Raw genomic sequence first — 18,504 nt, 5'->3', positions numbered from 1 at the left:
ATGAGATTTTTCAGCCTAGACCCGCCTGTCTACGCGATAGATTTTAATTTTCTTGCAACAGCGTTTCATTATGATAGGGTTTAGACCATTGCCGCAGATGCGCGGCTGACTGCCCCTGACAAGAACAAGGTACCCACGATGTCCCGCACCATTCTGCTGACCGGCCCAGAGCTTGCCGCCGAGGCCATGAACCTTGCCGCCGAACAGGGCGTCAGAATCGTTCCCACCACGCCCTACCTGCCAGCCGAAGAACTGGAAGCCATCATTCGCGCCGAACAGCCCGATGCCATCGTGGTACGCCAGGGCAACCTGACCCGCGCCATGATCGAGGCCTCGGACAAACTGAAAGTGATCGCAAAGCACGGCGTGGGCTATAACACCATCGACATCCAGGCCGCCGCAGACCGCTGCATCCCGGTATCGATCGCCGTAGGCGCCAACGCCCAGTCGGTGGCCGAGCTGGCCTTCGCCCTGATGTTCAGCGTGGCCCGCCAAACCGCACTGCTGGACGCGCGCATGCGTGACGGGCATTGGGACAAGGCTTCTGCCAACGGCATCGAGCTCTCGGGCAAAACCTTGGGCCTGATTGGCCTGGGCTCGATCGGCGGCATCCTCATGGACCTGGTGTCGCCGTTGGGCATGAAAGTCAAGGTATTTGACCCTTACCTCAAGCAACTGCCAGACCGCCCGCACGTTGAACGTGAAGAGGATTTCCATCGCCTGCTGGCTGATAGCGATATCATCAGCCTGCACTGCCCACTGACCGAGACCAACCACAACCTGATCGGCGCTGCCCAGCTTGAGCGCATGCGCCCAGGTGCCATCCTGATCAATACCGCCCGGGGCGAGCTGATCGACACTAACGCCCTGGTCAAAGCGCTCAGCGAACGCCGCATCGCCGGTGCCGGCCTGGACACCTTCAACCCCGAGCCGCCGCCTGCCGACAGCCCGTTGTGGGGCCTGCCGACCTTGGTCGCCACGCCGCATGTCGGCGCCAACACCACCGAGGCCCGGGACCGTGTGGGCCTGGTAGCGCTGAAACAGATTCTCGATGTCTGGGCGGGTAATGCTCTGGACCCGCGTTGCGTGGTCAACCGCCACCTGTTCGCCAACTGATCACTCCACGCTTCACGCGCCCGCTTGGTGAAAAGCGACGCGTTCACGACGCATCACTCCAGAAAAAAAACAATTGGAGAGCACCATGACTTCAGCAACATCCCTGCCAAATGAACTCGAACGCAGCACCATGCGCCGAGTCGCCTGGCGCCTGCTGCCGTTCCTGATCGTCTGCTACCTGATCGCAATCATCGACCGCGGCAACATTGGCATGGCCTCCTTGCAGATGAACGAGGACCTGCAGCTCACGGCCAAGATCTTCGGCTTTGCCAGCAGCCTGTTCTTCTTTGCCTATTTTTTGGTCGAAGTGCCCAGCAATCTGGCCATGCAACGCTACGGTGCTCGCATCTGGATCGCCCGCATCATGATTACCTGGGGCCTGATCTCGGCAGGCACGGCGTTTGTGCAGGGCGCCAACTCCTTGTACGTGATGCGCTTTCTGCTGGGCGCGGCAGAGGCCGGATTCTTCCCGGGTGTACTGCTGTATCTCACCTACTGGCTGCCGTCGGCCTACCGTGCGCGGATGGTGGCGCTGTTCATGGTGGCCATCCCGGCTGCCAATTTCATAGGTTCACCGCTGTCAGGGTTGCTGCTGAGCCTGGATGGCTGGATGGGCATGCGCGGCTGGCACTGGCTGTTCATTCTGGAAGGTATCCCTGCCGTTCTGCTGGGCATCGCCTGCCTGTTTGTGCTTACCGATCGCCCCGAGCAGGCCAAGTGGCTCAGTGACGAGCAGCGCGGCTGGCTCATCAAGCGCCTGGCTGAAGAAGCGTCGAAAAAGACCGCCATCGGCCATATCTCGTTGTGGAAACTGCTGCGCCACAAAGACATCTGGGTGCTGGCACTGATCTACTCGGGTGCTTCTGCCGCAGGCAGCACCATGAGCGTATGGGCCCCTCAGCTACTGAAAACCTTTGGCCTCAGTGCCATGGAGATCGGACTGGTGAACGCCATCCCTTACGGCATAGCCTCGGTGCTGATGATCATTTGGGGTCGCAGCTCCGACCGTACCGGCGAGCGTCGCTGGCACACCGCAATGACCATGCTGCTGATCGCGGCAGGACTGTTGATGACTTTGTTCACCTCGTCGCTGCCAGCAACAGTAGTGATGCTGACCATGGTTCTGGTGGGTGCCTACTCGATGAAAGGGCCGTTCTGGGCGCTGGTGTCTGGCTGGCTGTCTTCCTCGACCGCTGCTGCGGGCCTTGCAGCCGTGGGCGCCATGGCCAACCTCATCGGCGGTGGCCTCATGGTCAATGCCTACGGCGCCATTCACGATGCCACTGGGAGCTACTCTCTGGCGCTGATGCCATTGGCCGCGCTGTGCACCGTGGCCGGTGTCGCGGTACTGGTAATCGGCCGAAAGCGCCAGCGCGAGCAAGCTGAAACATCCGGCGCCGCCAGCGCAAAATAAACCGCACAAGCTGCACCTCGATGCCCACTTTCCTGCCTCATGAACGTGGGCATCGTCTTTCATAATTACAAGAAAAGAGGAGTAGCCATGACGTTGTCTCGTCGCCAATTCTTGCTCGCCACCGGCGCACTGGGCGCTGTCGCCTCCATGGGCACCATGGCCGATGCGCCGTTCAGCAAAGGCGATGCGCCCCCCCGCCTGACGCCGCCTGAAGGCAGCATCGACTGCCACATGCACCTTTACGACAGCCGCATCCCGGCCGCATCTGGCGCTACCCTGCTGCCGCCGAACGCCTCGCTGCAGGATTACCGCAGGTTGCAGGAGCGCCTGGGCATCCGCCGCATGGTCATCGTCACGCCGTCAACCTACGGCACCGATAACCGCGTGATGCTCGAGGGTTTGTTACGCAGTGGGGGCGACGCCCGAGGCGTGGCGGTTGTGTCGAGTGCGATTACCGACACGCAGCTTGCCGAATTACACCAGGCGGGCGTGCGGGGTATCCGCTTCAACCTGAGCGTTGGCAACCAGGCACTCGATGGGCTGGAAAGCCTGGCCGCGCGAGTCGGCGAAATGGGCTGGAACGTGCAGGTCGCTCCCGGGCCGCTACTGCCCGAGATTGCCCCACGCTTGCTGGCATTGCCGGGCAAAATCGTTATCGACCACATGGGCCATGTACCGCAGCCCTTAGCGCTGAAGTCGCCGGCTTTCGCCGCGCTGGTGCGGCTGCTGGACACCGACCGAGCATGGATCAAACTGTCGGCTCCCTACCTGCGCTCGAAGACCGGAGCACCGCTATTCGAGGATGTCGGCAGAGTCGCCAGTACATTGATAAGCCATCGCCCTGATCGCATGCTATGGGGCAGTGACTGGCCGCACCCGACGCTTCCCGTCAAACAGAAACCCGATGATGCGCTGATCCTCGACCTGCTGATGCACTGGGCACCAAAGGAACAGACTCGAGCTCTGATATTGCGCGACAACCCCGCCCAGCTCTACTTTTTCTGATCACCTGCCAGACCTGATGCCTGGCTTTTTCGTGGGAGGCAAAGGCTGGGCCATCGCCTACAGGGCATCGGGTAGCGCCAGCACAGCCAGCAGTTTGTCTCTGGTCGTTTGAGTGCAAGGCTGCATCGGCTCGCGCAGCTCGTCGGTCATCAAGCCCTGGAACTGCAATGCCGCCTTGACCACGGCCGGGTTGGGCTCGGCAAAGGCCATCCTGATCCAGGGCAGCAACTGGTAGAACGTGCCACGCGCAGCCGCCCAGTCGCCGCTATCCACCTGCCGCAGCAGCCGCACGTAAAGGTGCGTATGCACATGGGCCGAAGCCGAAATGGCCCCTGCACCGCCCAGGCACAGGTTGTTGAATATTTGCAGGTCTTCACCGGCCAGCACTTGGGCATGACCGTCCTGGATCAAGGCCATGGTGGTTTCGCTGTCGCCGCTGCAGTCCTTGACTGCCGCGATACGGGGGTGGCGCACGATCCGGCGCAAGGTTTCGCGCTCGATGCGCACGCCGGTGCGGTACGGGATGTCGTATACGATCAACGGCACGCTGGCGGCATTCGCTACGGTATTGAAGAAGGCCTCTATGCCGGCCTGCGAAGGGCGGATGTAGCAAGGCGCCGGTACCAGAAGCCCAGCAATGTCACGCCGCTGGATTTCGGCCTGGAAGGCCAGCAACTCACGCAGGTTGTAACCCGACAGGCCCATCACCACCTGGCCTGGCGCCGCCCAGGCCAGCACGGCATCCAGCACAGCCAGTTGCTCGGCCTTGGACAGTGCCGCCGCCTCCCCCGTGGTACCGCACACCACAAAACCGGCCACGCCGTCTTCGAGCAGCTTCTTCACCAGCTTTTCCAGTGCGGCGAAGTCCACTTCATCGGCGCGCATGGGCGTGACAAGGGCAATCCAGATACCACGGAAATTCGACATGCAAAAACTCCTGATGTTGACCGAAAGTCAGCGTCAGCGGGTGAGGAGTCGAAGTGGTCTGGCAGGGATACCTGGCGCCTTCTGTCTCGTCAGCCCACCTGACGAGACAGCGCGCCTCGGTCAGATGAGCGGCTGTTTCTTGGATTTCTTGGCAACGGCAACGCACGCCTCTGCCTGGGCAATGAAGCCCGAAGCGGAAATGGCGTGGTTGGACATGGACATGCTGGCAAACCCGTTGCGTAGGTATGGCTGGATAATGGTGGGGCGACGTGCCTGGTGTCAACCCTTGGTCTGCATCGGCCCGTGTAGCAGCGTGCAAGCAGGTATTGCCGTCAACGCCACTCGCTGTAAGGCTCCAGCGGCGTTACCGGCAAGGCCAGGTTGCCCCGCCACGGCTCGAACAGGTAGCGCAGGTAGAGCATGGCATGGCTAGGCGCGTAGTCATCGCTGTGCTGCCAGTCGAAGCCGCCGCCCAGTACCCACCGATCACTCAGGCGCCGTTCGAACAGGCCGCGCAGGCGGTAGCCCAGCCCGCTGCTGTCGCTGGCTTCGCTCATGGCATAAATGTTGGAGTCAACGTCATATTGCGCCAGCACCCTGCGATTGACGTGGGCGTCCGGGTACAACCGGCTGCTGCCACTGTGGGCCTGGGACCAACTGACCGAACCCTCCAGCAACAGCGACCAGTCGTAGTTGCGCCAGGCGTAACTGACCGGCACGCCTACCGACGTGTAACGCTGTGGGCTGTAGTAGCCGCCCTGCCCCAGGCTGTAGCCGCCCAAGTCCTTGTCATGGCGCCAGTGCATCAGCGTCAGGCCAACACGCACACGCTCGTCGGCCCTTTCCACCACTCGGTGGTAATAGCCGGCCATGGCCCGAGTGCGCTGGTTGTCGGCAACGTTTTCGCCATACAGCCAGTGATGCCCCAAGCTGGCCCAGACACCGTTGTCGCCCCCTTGGTCCCAGCTCAGGCCAAGCGTGCCGCCATTGGCTGTGACACCGCCCCAACGCACGCCTGTCGGGCGGTCGCGTGCGCCGGCAAACGACAACAGCGAGTTGCTCATGGGCCGCCGCGATGCAGTCAGCGACCAGCCAACTTGACCGAGGTCTCCGCTGAGCGTTGCGCCACCCAGCCAGTTATTGACCGCATAGCCCTGGGTGGTGCCCAGGTCGACCGCCCAACGGCCGCCCTGCCAACCCAGCGCCAGCACGCTGCCATCAGCGGTCTGCGAGCCGCCGGGGCACGCAGGCAGCGATTTCCCGGCAGCGGTCCGGCCGACAAACTGGCAGCTACCGAAGTCGGGTGTGTAGCGGCCCTGATCGTTCTGCTCGAACGAGCCTGCATCCATGCCGATGCGCTCAACACGGGCAAAGGCGGTGCCGTCCTGCCAAGGGGTATCGACATGCAACAAGGTCGACTGGGTACTCAGCTCGGAGGTGCCCGGCGTACCGTCGTCCTGCCGCCAACCGTAGTCGTGCATCAGCGTCACATGGGTATTGCGCTGGCGATACAACGCATCGACGTCGCTGCGCAGGCTACGCGCCAGCCAGTCGTCGGCGTCCTGTTCACGGCTGGCCAGCGTCAGGGCACGGTCATCCCGTGGCGAGGCGGCAGCACGGTCCAGCAACTGCGCATCGGCCATTGCTGCGGCGTAGAGGTCCAGCGCCCGTTGCGGCTCGTGCTGCGCCACCAGGCGGGCAGCGTCCCGGCGCAACAATGGGTCAGGCCGGGGCTGCTGCGCTGCAAGCCGGTCGAGCAGCGCGGCCGCTTGGTCGTGATTGCCCAAGGCCACCCAGACAGCCGCCAGGCGCCGCTGGGCGTTGCTGTCATCGGCGGCCACCTGTGGCACCTGCACGGTCATCATGTGCCGGGCCTTGGTCAGATTGCCTTCAGCCACCGCGCTTTCGATCACGCCAAGGCGCGCTTCCGGTCGCCCGGGCTGTATGGCCAGCACACGCTGGTAATAACCACGAGCCTTGTCAGGCTCACCGCGCGCTGCCGCCCAGTCGGCCAACAATATCAGGTCGTCGGGGCCGCCTTCTCCACGCGCCAGGCTGGCTTCAAGCATGGCTGTCGCCTCAGTAACGCGGCCTTGAGCCTGCAGCTGCTGCGCCGAGGCCAGGGTCACGCGGCGCTGAATGCGCTGCTGCAGGGCATGCATGTCAGCGCTCCAGGCTGCCTGCGGCACTGCACCCAGGCTGTCCAGGGCCAAGGCATCACGGTCGCTGGACTCCAGGAACAGGCCATGGGCATAGCGGGTTGCTGGGTCGCGCGGCTGGTGCTGCACCAGTCTGGCGAAGGCCGCATCGGCCTCGGCGGTGCGGCCCTGGTGACGCAGGCTGTTGGCCAACTGATACACCAGCCAAGGCTCATCGGGGGCCAAGGCAGTGGCCTGGGCCAGCACCTGGCTAGCCGCTGCCCAGTCTTCGCGTTGCAGCGCCTGCTCACCCTGCTGACGCAGGCGTGCAAGTTCCAGGCTGCGACGCAAACTGGCGAACTGCACCTGCTGGCGAGTCGGCAGCCTGTCCAGGTACGCCTGCGCCTTGGCTGGCGATTGCGCCTGGTACACACGGATCAGGCCACGCACGGCGCTTTCATTATCCGGTGCCATGCGCCTCACTTGCAGGAACTGCCGCTCGGCGGCAATCGCATCGCCTTCAGCCAGCGAAACATCGGCCAGGCCGAGCAAGGCGTACTCATCTTTCGGGCGTTGCTGGCGCGCCTGCAAGTACAGTGCTCGGGCGCCTCGCAGGTTGTTGGCCTGCAGGGCGCGCTCAGCGTTGTGAAGTTGCGCCCAATACTGGCTGGACGACTCCAGGTCCTTCCATTGGCTGATCCAGTAGGTGTCCTGTTCCTTGGCACTCGCCGTCCGGAACGCTGTGTTGGCGTTTTCGTAACGGCCCTGACGCATCAGCGCATAACCCAGGGCGCCGTGCAGGCTGGCATCGTCCGGGTACCGGCGCAGCGCCCGACGCAGCTGTACTTCGGCTTCGGCATTTCGGCCCTTGTCGAGCAACGCCTTGCCGCGCTGGCCCGCCTGCCAGGACGGGTCGGCCAACAGCGTGCGCTGCTGTTGCAGGTTGGCGCTGGCCTGTGCCAGCAGCGGCGAAGCCGGGTAGCGCTTGAGGAAGGCTTGCCAGGCCGCTGCGCTGGTGCTGCTCACCGCTTGCCCGGACAGGTAGTCGAACTCCCGCTGGGCGGCAGCATCCCGGGCGCCGGGGTCGCGCGCCAGCTGATCGAGCAGTGCCAGCGCTTCGCGGTCACGCTTTTCGGCGAACAGCCAGCCAGCCAGGGTCTGGCGCAACCCGGCACTGCCGGGGTACTGCTGGTCCAGCTGCTGCAACTGCCTGATCGCCTCGGGCCGCTGACCTGGCAGGTTGCCGCGCACGCGCCAGTAATCCAGGGCCAGCTCAAGGCTGGGCGGCTCGCCGGCGAACAGCTGCTCATAAACCGCCAGCGCCTCCTGATTGCGCCCGGTAACGGCCAGCAGGCGCGCCTGCTGCAAGCGCCGCGCAGTCTGTGGCTGCTGCAACGCGAGCAGGCGCGCGGCCTGGCGCGCTTGCAGGCTACCGGGTGCCAAGGCATTGATCCTGGCACTCAGCTGTTCGGCCTCGGTGATGTTCTTTTCGCGCAATGCCAGGCTCAAGGCCGCCAGCAACACATCCGGGTTGCGTGGCTCCAGCAGCTGCAGGCGGCCCAGTGCATCACGCACCAGGTCGTCGCGGTGCAGCGCCTCGCCCCGGCGCACCTGGTCCAGCAGCCATTGGCGCTGCTCCCCGGCGTCCTTGGGTTGTGCGACGGCCTGGCAAGCCACCGTCGCCAGCATCAGCACGCCGATCATTCGCTGCATGGCGCACTCCAGGCCGGCAGCAGGTGGCCGTGCGAGTCAAAACGGTAACGGGCTTCATCCCAACCCTGGCCAAACAGCGCCAGCACCTGGCTGTAGTACGCCTTGGCCTCGACCGGCTGCTGATGCAAACGCTGCCGCTGCGCTGCCAGGCCAGCCACGTGCTCGGGAGAAGCCGCCAGCAAAGGCAGCAAGGCCGCAGAGAAACCGGCCGGGCCATGGCCGCTGGCAGCACCGCTGCGCGCATCCACGTGCTCGGGCGGCAGCCCGTCGCGTGTGGTCAATGCTGCCATCGGGGCATAGCGGGCCACCAGCTCGGCACGCTGGGGCGCGTCCTTGGCCAGCATGCCAACCCACAGGTAGACCCGGATGGCATCGTAATCACCGCCACTGCCATGCTGTGGGTCCGCTGCCAGCTCACCGGCCGGCGTCCACAGTAGCCAGTCCGGGGCGAAGCCTTTGGGTGACGATGCCAGCCACAAGCGCCGCGTATTGGCCGCCAGTTCGCCCCACAGCGGGTCCACCAGGCTGAAGCGGTCGAACAGTTGCAACGGCAGGTAACTGGGGTTAAGCCGCGTGCCACGGGCATCCTCGAAGCCGTAGTCGCCCGGCAGCAGCATCACCCCCAGGCCTGGCAGCTTGCGTACGGTCTGCGCAGCGATGCGCCACAGCAGGCGCTGGCCCAGTTGCGTGTAGGCCGGTTCGCCCCACAACCGCCCCGCTTCCAGCAGGCTGTAGGCAATCCACAGGTCGGCGTCGCTGGCATTGTTGGTATCCAGCACCTGCCACTGCTGCTGGCTGTTACGGCCCCACAGCCAAGCGGGAAGATGCCGGGCGAGGTCACCCTCGGCCAGGTTGTTGGTGGTCCAGCGCAGCAATTGCGCGAAGGCCTGCCGGTCATTGCCTACCAGGGCGAAGAACAGCGCATAGCTCTGCCCTTCCGAGGTGGTGATCAGGCGCTCGTCGCTCGGGTCGATGACCCGACCGTCCACACTCACCAGCTCGGCCTTGAAGCGGTCCCAGGCGGGCCAGGAACAGGCCGTCGCGGCATTGGCTAAGAAAGGCAGGCCGAAGGTGACCAGCCCCACCAGCAATCGGCGCATGATCACCCCGCCTCACCCAGGCGGCGCTTGCCTGCCCAGCGCAGTGCCCGCCAAAGCAGGAAGGCAAACAGCACCACGCAAATGGCCGCGATCGCCGCCAGCAGCACCGGGTGCTCGGACAAGTGGAACCACAACAGCAACCACCACGGCAATGCACCCACGAAGTAATGCTCGCCCACAAACTGGCTGGTAACGCCGCTGCTGCGCACCAGCGTTACCGAACCGGCCACCGCATCGAGCTTGCCCACATCGCCGAGCGTATCGCGCAGCAAGCCGTAATCGCTGTCGCTGCTGGCCAACAGGGCAACGACACTGCGCTGCGGGTGGAACGGCGACTTCAAACCGGTGATGGCCGCGATCGGTGCCTGCGCGCTCACCGCCACGCGGCTGCTTGCAGGCACCGCCCCGGTGTCGAAGCGCTGGCTTCCCGGCAGCCCTGCGCTGCGGCCTTGCAGCAACCAGTCACGCTGGGCGCTGAGCAGCAGGCCAAGGTTGGGCGCATCGCTCAGGGCTTCAGGCAGGCTGCCTATCAGCAGCAAGTCGGCATCGGCCGCTGCGGCCTGCTTCCAGTCATCCACCAGTTGCAGGCCCAGCGCCGGGTAACCGATTTGCCCGGCCAACCCGCCAATGGTATCGAGCAAGGTGCCGACCTGCATCGCCGTGGGTTTGCCCGGCATGATGACCAGGGTTTCGGAAAGGTCGGCCATGCGGCTGAACGGGAAGCCGCTGCGGGCAAATGCACGCAGGTCGGGCATGGCGATGTAGTGGTGATAACCGGACAGGTCGATGGTGGAGTTGTCGTCGATCGCTGCCCGCACATCCACCGGCAGGGATGTCTGGCAACGGTCGCGCTGGGCGCTGCCCAAGGTGCTGGCAAAGCTGAAATCAAAGCGCAGGCGGTTGCGGTCGCCGATTTTCAACGCCGGCACCAGTGACTTTTCGGTCAACGCAGTGCTGTCGCCGGAGAACACCGCCAGGCGCATTTCTTCGAGGGTGCCGCTGCGTCGGTCATTGCCCACCAGCGGCATGCTGGTGATGTACTGGTCGTTGACGCTGATGCTCAGGCGCGATTCGTCGGTCACCGCAGGCGCCGTGTAGCGGTATAGGGTGCGCAGCGGGATGCCCTGGTTTCGCCAGACAAACAGGTCGGGCGGCAGGTTCAGCTCCAGCGTCACCGGCCTAGGTTGAAGGCCACTGACTTGCAGCTGCTCGGGGTAGTCCAGCAGCTCGGCAAAGCGTACCGGCCGGTCGGTGCGCGTCCAGTTGGGGGCATCGTAAGGCTGACGTGGTTGCAAGGCAGTCATCTGCTCCACTTTCACCCGGGCGCCACGGAACAGGTTGTTCCCAACCGCCAGCGCCGATGCAGCCTTGACCAGATCATCGTCGTTGCGGCCCAGTACCAGCAGCACTTTGCTCCAGCGGTCATCCGGGTGGTCGATCATCTGCAGCACCGGGCCATCCACCGGCGGAAACTGCTGCAGGTCGGCGAGGAAGGCCGGGCGACGGTCGTTGGTGGCAAACACGATGCTTGGCTTTGGCGTGCCCGCCCGCGCCGGCAGGCGGTTGTACAGCACCGGGAAGGTTGCCTTGCGCCAACCGGCCTGGCTGCCGAAGTACGACGCCAGGATCGCCGCCGCGCGTTGCTCACCCAGGCTCGGCACGCCACTGAATACCACCGGCAGTTCCACTTTGCCGGTATCACGCGCATCGAAGAACGGCAGCGGGAAATACGCCAGGTCGTTGTCCAGCGCCAGGGCCTGCTCGTGCAACTGCACCTGGCTCTTGCGATTGAGGTTCAGCCACAGGCCGCTGTGCGCCGGGTCTTCGCAGATGTCGGTGTAGTGCCCGACAAACTCCAGGCGTACCCGGTTGAAGTCGCTGAGCAGCTTCGGGTCCAGCGGCAACTGGCGGCGCACGCGCTGGCCAGGCTGGTCCTTCTCCACGGGCACCACGCCCATCATTTCGTCATTGAGGTAGACGCGCAGATGCGACAGGTTCGGCAGCAGCGCTGGCGAAGGCGTGTAGTCCAGTTGCAGACTGGCGTCAGTGACCAGACGGTCGCGACGCACGCCGAACTCGATGTGTTCAGTGTTGCGCACCCCCAGCAACAGGCTGTCGGATGCATGCCCGAGCTGCGCGAAGGTTTTCATCACTGGCCAGTTCGGTACCGTGGGTACGGCTGGCTCGGCAAGCGGGGCTACAGAGGCGGCAGCAGCAGGCTGCGACAAAGCGGCAAGCAGCGCCATCGCCAGGCCCCAGGTACGCGCGGGATAACCAGTCATCATGCGTCTCGATCAACAAGGTTCAAAGAAGGAACAGCCCGTGGTGTGCGGGGCCAGTAGCTGGCCAGCCAACGTGCCAGCGCGCGCAGTGGCTGCAGCCACGCGTGTACCCACGGCGGCAGGTGCTCTAGCAGGCGCAGGTAACCGACACCGCCCAACTTCAGCACATCGACCAGGCTGCGCAGCGGGCGCTCGACCTCATGCTGCTCGCTCCAGCCCAGCCAGGCATCGGCGCGAGCAAACGTGCAGTGCACCAGATCGATACGCTGCTGTTGGCTTAGCGCGTTGAATACCAGGCCCACGTGCTGCCCGACCGTACGGGTGACACAGGCCTGGAAGGCGAACTCGCGCTGGCCACGGTTGAGCAGCAGGCGCACCTGCTCCCCCGGTTTCAGCGCAAGGCCGTCGTGCAGTTGCAGGCCGACACCGCCATCGGAGTAATCGACCAGGGTGCACGGGTAGGCGTGACCGCTGGCCAGCACCAGGCCTGCCGGCAGGCGCATCTGCACCCGGTGGGCGCGGCGCACCTGGCGCACTTCGGCGGCCACGGCAACCGCGGCGCCGATGATCAGCAGGTTGTAGACCACCCACAGCGAACTGACGATCACCGTGCCGATTTCTGCCGCCGGGCCGGTGAACAGGCGCCACACGGCAAAGCCCAGGCCCGCTACGTTGAGTGCCGCAAGCCACAGGTACGGCTGGGCGATGTGCCAGTCGAACTGCTCCTGCTCCATCAGGCCGCCCTTGGCGGTAACGTTGAACTTGCCTTTTTTCGGGGCGAACAGCGCGACCGTGGTGGGGCGGGCGATGTACCAGGCCAGCACGGTCTCGTACACCTCGCCCCAGAAGGTTTGCCGGTACTTGCCCTGCATGCGCGAGTTGGTCAGGCTGGCGTGGATCATGTGCGGCAGCACATACAACAGGATCATCAACGCCGGTGCGTAGATGATGTAGGCATGCAGTAGCAGGAACGCCAGCGGTGCGGTCAGGAACACCAGGCGCGGCAGGCCAGCCAGGAAGTGCAGCATCGCATTGGCATAGCACACCCGCTGGAACAGGCTCAGCCCACGCCCGAACACGGGGTTGTCGGTGCGGAAGATCTGCACCATGCCGCGTGCCCAGCGAATGCGCTGGCCGATGTGCGCCGACAGGCTCTCGGTAGCCAGGCCGGCCGCCTGCGGGATGCTCAGGTAGGCCGATGACCAACCCTGGCGGTGCATGCGCAAGGCGGTGTGGGCATCCTCGGTCACGGTCTCCACGGCAAAACCACCGATGCTTTCCAGCGCGGTGCGGCGCAGTACCGCGCACGAGCCGCAGAAAAACGCCGCGTTCCACATGTCGTTACCGTCCTGGATCAGGCCGTAGAACAGCTCCCCTTCATTGGGGCGGCGACGGAACGAACCCAGGTTGCGCTCGAACGGGTCGGGCGAAAAGAAATGATGCGGCGTCTGCACCAGTGCCAGCTTCGGGTCCTTGAGGAACCAGCCCACCGTCATTTGCAGGAAGGAGCGCACCGGCACGTGGTCGCAGTCGAAGATGGCAATCAGCTCGCTGTCGGTCACACCCAACGCATGGTTGAGGTTGCCGGCTTTGGCGTGCTTGCTGTCCGGCCGCACGATGTAGCCCACCCCCACCTCGTCGGCGAACGCGCGGAACGCATCGCGGCGGCCGTCGTCGAGGATATAGATCCGCAGGCATTCGCGTGGCCAGTCCAGGCCCAGGGCCGCCAGTACTGTGGTGCGCACTACCGACAAATCTTCGTTGTAGGTGGGGATCATCAGGTCTACGGTTGGCCAGTGCTGCGGGTTGGCAGGCAGGTTCGCCGGCTTGCGCTGCAACGGCCAGCTGGTCTGGATGTAGCCCAGGATCAGCACGAACCACGAATAGGTTTCCGCCGCCAGCAGGATCACCCCGCACACCAGGTCAGTGGTGTCGTTCCAGTTCAGGGTCGCGGTGTAGCGCCACCATAGATACCGGCAGGATATGATCGTCGACAGCACGATCAGCATCAGTGTCGGGAAACGCCCCGGCATGTGCCGCACCAGCATGGCAATGCCCAGCAGCAGGCCGATGAACACCAGCTGTGCCAGGTAGCCGAAGGGCTCCGTCACGCACAGCAGGGCCAGGCCCGTCGCGCACAGCGTCAGCGCACTGTAGAACGCCCGCCGGGCGAACACGCTCAAGCCGCGCAAGCGTGCCGAGGCTTCATGTCTGAAGGCACTGCCACGGTAGCGGGCAGGTACCTGCTGCAACCTGCCGATCACCAGGCTGCGGTAATGGCCCGCAACCTGTCGCGCATTCCGCAACTGCTCGCGCACGGTGGCCCAGACCCCCCGCGCGAACCCTGGCCGGTGTTGCGCCGGTTGCTGCCTTAGCAGCAGCCACAGGCTCTGGATCAACAGGCGGACCGGGTCGCCCAGGCTCGGACGCTTGCCCGCCAGTTGCGGGTACAGGCGCTGGCGCTCGGCCAACAGCGCCTGCCAGGCGGGGGACTCCAGGCGCAGAAACAGGAAGGCCAGCCATACGCCGAGGGTAAACAGGCAGGCTACCGGTAAGCGCGCACCGCGCGCGCTGAACCAGGTGTAGGTCGACAGGGGGCTCAACGTCACGGCTGGCGCCTCGTCAGGCAACGTACCGCCAGGCTCTGCACATCTCGGCAGGCCAGGCTATGCGGCGCGTAATGGCCGAGCGGTGCCTTGCATGCCAGCGCTTCGAGGAACGCCTCGTCGCGGTGCACCACCTGAATCGGCAGGCGATCACGGAACAGGTCACGCCATACCATCAACAAGTCGCTTTGCAAGCGGCTGGCCGGGTCGTAACGGTTGACCAGCAGCATGTCGTAGCGCTCGACCGGCTGGCGGCCGAGCAACAAGTGGCTGGCCATCTCGGCCTCGGCCACCAGTACTCGCACATCGGTCTCGATGCTGTGGCCAGCGGTATCAGGCGGCAGTTGCGGCAGGTCGAACAACACCCAGTCGAAATGCCCGGCCAGCTCGGCCTGACGCGCGCGCCATGCCTGCGCGTCGGGCATGGGGCGCGCCACGCCATCTGGCAGGTTGCCGAACGGCAGCAGGCATAGGCCATCGAGTACTTCATACACGGCATCGCCAACCGGCCGCCCTTGCCGCTCGGCCAGCGCCCAGCCTTCTTGCGTACCTAACGGCAGGTTGAAGTGCAGCCCGAGCAAGTTGCTTGGGCACAGGTCGATCAGCAGCACCCGCTCGCCCACGCCCTGCAGCGCATAGCCCAGCGCGGCCAGCAAGGCGCTGCGCCCCAGGCCACCACGCACGCCGTGCAAGGCCAGGCTGGTCATGCGGACACACCCTCGCGCTGCGCTGCAGCCGCGTGCAACGCGCCCGGGGTGCTGGCCCGATAGCTTTCACCCAGCAACGGCCAGCGCTGCAACGCCTGCTGAACCCCCACCAACATGGAAATGTCCTGGTAGTTCAGGTCTGGCATCGCCAGGTGCTGGCGCAACTGGGCGATATCGTCGCTGCGGTCGGACGGGTCTGCTTTGCCAGTGTTCATGGGCGCTCCTCGGGGATGGGCTGCCAGTCGGGCTGGCCTTGCAGGCGCATGTAGGCGCGCCCCTGATAGTTCACAACCTCCGCCCCGGAGGTCTGCGCAACCTGTTCTGTGGTCGGCAGGTCGGCCAGCAGGCCGGGCACATCCAGCGCCTGCTGCTGGCCCAGGCCGGCGTAAACGCGCGACACAAGCTCGGACAGTGCCAGGTAGCTGGTCGGTGCCGCGACACGCAGCGGCTCGCTGCGGGCCGGCTGCCCCATGCCGATGAACTTCAGGCCGACCGGTACATGGGTGATCGACGGCGTAGGGATTTCACGCATGCCTGACAGCTGCATGCGGTCACCGTGCAGCGCAGCGCCATGTTCCGGGACAATGGCCACGACCACGCGGCGGCCACTGCGCTCCAGCTCGTCGAGGAAGGTGCCCAGCTCACCAAACAGCCGGTTGGCGCGGGTGGCGTAATCGGCCACGCGGGTACCGCCGTCGGCGGTAACGATACGGTTGCCGTCGTGCAGGCTGATGCTGTTGTAGAACAGCGACACATGCTCGGCGGCGCTGCCTTGGCGCTGCCCCCACCAGCGGCGTAACACGTCCAGGTCACTGGCAATCGGCGAGCCGTCGAAACCGACCAGCGCGCGCGGGAAGTCGGTATTGCGCAAGCCGGGCTGCGGCATGTGCTGCTGGGTGATGTCGCCGATGAAGTTGTCGAACTGGCCGCTGTGGTTGAGCAAGGTATTGCTCTGGAAGCCGAGCTTGGCCAGGTTCTGGAACAACAGGCACTGCTCCGGGGCGCTCTGGTAAAGGCCCGCGTGGGACGACTGCCCGCAGCTGGCACGTAGCACGCGGATGGCCGCCGGCCCACTGTAGGAGGTGGCCGAATTGAACTGGTCGAAGACCACGTCCAGGCGCGACAGCAGCGGGTTGTCACGCAGCCCCGCGGCAGACAGGTCATCCCAGGCCAGCGAGCAGATGTTGATGATCAGCAGGTCGAACGGTTGCTCATCAACATTGATGGCAGGGAATGCCGTCACCCGCTCCCGCTCACTGGCGAAGAAACGTTCGAGCCAGCTGTCGAGCGTGGCATTGTCGGCAAGCGCTGCGGCCTGCACGGGCTTGCCGGGGCCGGCAGCCACATTGCCGGACGGCTGGCCGGCGTTGACGGCCAGTGAAGGCAGCCCGCCCACGGCCAGCCACGCCAGCCCCAGCAGGCTCAAGGTGCTCAGGCGCAGCCAATGGCGCAAGTACAGGTAGCCCACCAGCAACAGCGCCAACGCACCGAGCAGGTTCCAGTTGATGAAACGGCCCAGCAGTTCGAGCATTTAGTCCCATGAAAAGTCGAGCACACCCGGCTGTGCCAGCAGGCGGCTGAACGGCGGGAACCAGGTGTCCTGGTAGAACAACGCGACACCAATCGGCACCGCCACCAGCTGCCGCGCGACGCGCAGCCATCTCCCCGGCAAAGGCAGCAGCAGGAAAGCGGCGAACAGCAGGTTCGGCAGCGCCTGGAAGTCCAGCATGCCGAGGGCGACCAGCAGGAATTTTGCCAGGAAATAGAGGTTCCACCCTCCCAGTCCAGGCCAGCGCGCCAGTACCGGGAGGGAGGCGATGGTCTTAGTCATTACGGGGTTCTTGGCGTGCAGCGCGATGGCGGACGCCCAGCGGTTTCAGGTAACGGGGTGCAAGGCGGCGGCGCAACCAGCCGCGCAATGCAACGCGCAGGCGCAGCACCAGCAAGGCCAGGGCAAACGTCACCAGCGCAGTGATGGCAATTACTTGCAGGAGCTGCACGAAGTTCATGCTGTACCCCGCTTGCCCAGGGCAATCCGGCGTGGTGCCAGGGCCGACCTTGGGTGCGCAGGCTGTTGCGCCGCTGCATCCAGCCGCGGTGGCTGCGGTGCGCTGTCGTCGAGGAAGGCCGGGGTGGCCAGGCTGTCGACCCCGGCGAGTACCTCTTGGCTGATGAACAGTTCTTTCCACGACAACTGGAAGATGTGGTCAAGCGCTTGCTCGACCCCTTCAGAGCGGCAGGCGAACAGGAACAGGAACAGGACTTCGCCCACCACACAGGCAATGTCACCATCGCGGCGGAATACCGTGCGCGAACAGGCCTGCAGCGGGGTCAGGCCATGGGCCGGGCGCAATACCAGCAACTGGTGGACGATTTCGCCGTTGCGCACACCGTGCCACATGGTGTTCACGGCTTGCGCAAATGCACGGGGCGCTACCAGCCCGCAAATGGCCAGCGGCCGCAGCCGTGCGAGCAAGGCATCGAAGTTGCCCGGCAGATGCCGCCGCCATACGTAACCCTGGATGCTCTCGACCATGGTCAGGAAACGCGACAGGCTGGCACCGAACGGCACGATCTGGGTGGCACCACAGGCCAGCAGCAGTTGCTCGTCCTGATAGCGCAGGGTTGGCGCCATCTCGCGCACCACCAGCTTCAAGGCATTGCCACGTAACTGGCGCAGGCGGTGCAGCTCGCGTGCCAGGCTGTCCAGGCGCTGCCCGCCATCCATGGCAAAGATCACCGTGGCAGACACCGCTCTGCTGGCTTTGGCGCTCAGTTCGTCAAGGTTTTCGCAGACCTGCCAGTGCTCGGAGAAGGCGGGCGCGCCTTCCAGCACCGGGCGCTGGGCCAGGCACAGCAACTCATCACCACCGGTGTCGGATGGCACCTGCGGCGCTCCGGTAACGGCAAACCCGGTGTCAAGGCGCGCCAGCTCCAGGTCTCGGGTACCGGCCTTGCCGAGTGGGTTGCTCCAGAAATGCTGCAGGTAGCGCACCCCACCTTTGCCGCGGTACACCTGGGCCAGCCCGTCTACGCCCTGATTGAACGCGCGCAGCTGCTCCACCCGTCCAACACCCTGCCCGCTGCTGATGACCAGCAGCAGCGCAGCCTCGGCCAGCAATAAGGGCCGCAGGGCATTGCACCAACGGGCAACGTCATCGCCCGCCCAGGCCTCGAGTGGCGCCAGCAGCAACAGCACACGCCCGGGCACGTCGATGCGTGGCAAGTCATCAACCAGGTGCAGGGTGGCTTGCGGGGTGGTCTCGTACAGTGCCAGCTCGGCCGGGCCCTGCGCCGCATCGAGCGCACCCAGCACATCACCCATGGCTTGCGCATCGGTGATCAAGGTTGCCCGAACGTCGTCGAGCATGCCTGCAAGCACTTGGCGGCATAGCAAAGTGGCGTCTTCCGTGGCGTCACAGGCTACCCAGTACAGTCCTTGTTCATGAAGGCAGCTGCTTTCGGCGCCTATGCCGGAAATAGCCAACAACGGCAT

Annotated in this window: 12 protein-coding genes and 1 pseudogene; 3 read left to right on the top strand and 10 right to left on the bottom strand. The window is 64.9% G+C overall.

The genetic code is table 11. The features are described from left to right. The first annotated feature begins 138 nt into the window (after window positions 1–138). The 3 genes from SB756_RS06355 (at window position 139) to SB756_RS06345 (ending at window position 3,535) form a co-directional block, all read left to right on the top strand. The gene (locus SB756_RS06355) at window positions 139–1,116 is read left to right on the top strand and encodes a hydroxyacid dehydrogenase (RefSeq protein ID WP_341795977.1); all 978 of its coding nucleotides are present in this window, start codon (window positions 139–141) and stop codon (window positions 1,114–1,116) included. An 85-nt stretch (window positions 1,117–1,201) separates the two neighbouring features. After that, window positions 1,202–2,530 (top strand): MFS transporter, encoded by a 1,329-nt coding sequence (locus SB756_RS06350; protein WP_410910448.1) that lies wholly within the window; start codon window positions 1,202–1,204, stop codon window positions 2,528–2,530. Between the two features lie 87 nt (window positions 2,531–2,617). Further along, window positions 2,618–3,535, top strand: coding sequence for an amidohydrolase family protein (locus SB756_RS06345; protein ID WP_410910447.1), 918 nt, complete (start codon window positions 2,618–2,620; stop codon window positions 3,533–3,535). A gap of 57 nt (window positions 3,536–3,592) precedes the next feature. On the opposite strand, the gene dapA is transcribed toward SB756_RS06345, so the two are convergent. The 10 genes and pseudogenes from dapA to SB756_RS06295 form a co-directional block, all read right to left on the bottom strand. After that, the gene (gene dapA / locus SB756_RS06340) at window positions 3,593–4,462 is read right to left on the bottom strand and encodes a 4-hydroxy-tetrahydrodipicolinate synthase (RefSeq protein ID WP_410910446.1); all 870 of its coding nucleotides are present in this window, start codon (window positions 4,460–4,462) and stop codon (window positions 3,593–3,595) included. A 332-nt stretch (window positions 4,463–4,794) separates the two neighbouring features. Continuing rightward, window positions 4,795–8,313, bottom strand: a complete 3,519-nt coding sequence (gene bcsC, locus SB756_RS06335; protein ID WP_410910445.1) for a cellulose synthase complex outer membrane protein BcsC — start codon at window positions 8,311–8,313, stop codon at window positions 4,795–4,797. Then, entirely contained in the window at window positions 8,301–9,416 is a 1,116-nt protein-coding gene (gene bcsZ / locus SB756_RS06330; protein WP_341798901.1) for a cellulose synthase complex periplasmic endoglucanase BcsZ, read from the bottom strand. The genes bcsC and bcsZ overlap by 13 nt, the downstream gene beginning before the upstream one ends. Next, window positions 9,416–11,698, bottom strand: a complete 2,283-nt coding sequence (gene bcsB, locus SB756_RS06325) for a cellulose biosynthesis cyclic di-GMP-binding regulatory protein BcsB (protein WP_410910444.1) — start codon at window positions 11,696–11,698, stop codon at window positions 9,416–9,418. Before bcsB ends, bcsZ begins: the two co-directional genes overlap by 1 nt. After that, complete coding sequence (gene bcsA / locus SB756_RS06320) at window positions 11,695–14,304, bottom strand: UDP-forming cellulose synthase catalytic subunit (RefSeq protein ID WP_410910443.1); 2,610 nt, start codon at window positions 14,302–14,304, stop codon at window positions 11,695–11,697. The genes bcsB and bcsA overlap by 4 nt, the downstream gene beginning before the upstream one ends. Continuing rightward, window positions 14,301–15,008 (bottom strand): cellulose biosynthesis protein BcsQ, encoded by a 708-nt coding sequence (gene bcsQ / locus SB756_RS06315; protein ID WP_241800889.1) that lies wholly within the window; start codon window positions 15,006–15,008, stop codon window positions 14,301–14,303. The genes bcsA and bcsQ overlap by 4 nt, the downstream gene beginning before the upstream one ends. After that, window positions 15,005–15,223, bottom strand: coding sequence for a cellulose biosynthesis protein BcsR (bcsR, locus tag SB756_RS06310; RefSeq protein ID WP_016500278.1), 219 nt, complete (start codon window positions 15,221–15,223; stop codon window positions 15,005–15,007). The genes bcsQ and bcsR overlap by 4 nt, the downstream gene beginning before the upstream one ends. Beyond that, a pseudogene (gene bcsG / locus SB756_RS06305) lies at window positions 15,220–16,839 on the bottom strand (cellulose biosynthesis protein BcsG). Before bcsG ends, bcsR begins: the two are co-directional and overlap by 4 nt. Continuing rightward, a complete protein-coding gene (bcsF, locus tag SB756_RS06300; protein ID WP_016500280.1) occupies window positions 16,832–17,017 on the bottom strand; it encodes a cellulose biosynthesis protein BcsF in 186 nt (61 codons plus the stop codon). The pseudogene bcsG and the gene bcsF overlap by 8 nt, the downstream one beginning before the upstream one ends. Continuing rightward, window positions 17,014–18,504, bottom strand: coding sequence for a BcsE family c-di-GMP-binding protein (locus SB756_RS06295; protein ID WP_410910442.1), 1,491 nt, complete (start codon window positions 18,502–18,504; stop codon window positions 17,014–17,016). Before SB756_RS06295 ends, bcsF begins: the two co-directional genes overlap by 4 nt.

The sequence above is a fragment of the Pseudomonas sp. SIMBA_068 genome (genome assembly GCF_046534705.1).
Classification (GTDB): domain Bacteria; phylum Pseudomonadota; class Gammaproteobacteria; order Pseudomonadales; family Pseudomonadaceae; genus Aquipseudomonas; species Aquipseudomonas putida.
This window is presented reverse-complemented; position numbering and strand designations above follow the sequence as displayed.

Coding starts and splice junctions, on each gene's coding strand:
- SB756_RS06355 (WP_341795977.1), top strand. CDS start 139: ATGTCCCGCACCATTCTGCTGACCGGCCCAGAGCTTGCCGCCGAGGCC.
- SB756_RS06350 (WP_410910448.1), top strand. CDS start 1,202: ATGACTTCAGCAACATCCCTGCCAAATGAACTCGAACGCAGCACCATG.
- SB756_RS06345 (WP_410910447.1), top strand. CDS start 2,618: ATGACGTTGTCTCGTCGCCAATTCTTGCTCGCCACCGGCGCACTGGGC.
- dapA (WP_410910446.1), bottom strand. CDS start 4,462: ATGTCGAATTTCCGTGGTATCTGGATTGCCCTTGTCACGCCCATGCGC.
- bcsC (WP_410910445.1), bottom strand. CDS start 8,313: ATGCAGCGAATGATCGGCGTGCTGATGCTGGCGACGGTGGCTTGCCAG.
- bcsB (WP_410910444.1), bottom strand. CDS start 11,698: ATGATGACTGGTTATCCCGCGCGTACCTGGGGCCTGGCGATGGCGCTG.
- bcsQ (WP_241800889.1), bottom strand. CDS start 15,008: ATGACCAGCCTGGCCTTGCACGGCGTGCGTGGTGGCCTGGGGCGCAGC.
- bcsR (WP_016500278.1), bottom strand. CDS start 15,223: ATGAACACTGGCAAAGCAGACCCGTCCGACCGCAGCGACGATATCGCC.
- bcsF (WP_016500280.1), bottom strand. CDS start 17,017: ATGAACTTCGTGCAGCTCCTGCAAGTAATTGCCATCACTGCGCTGGTG.
- SB756_RS06295 (WP_410910442.1), bottom strand. CDS start 18,504: ATGCCGTTGTTGGCTATTTCCGGCATAGGCGCCGAAAGCAGCTGCCTT.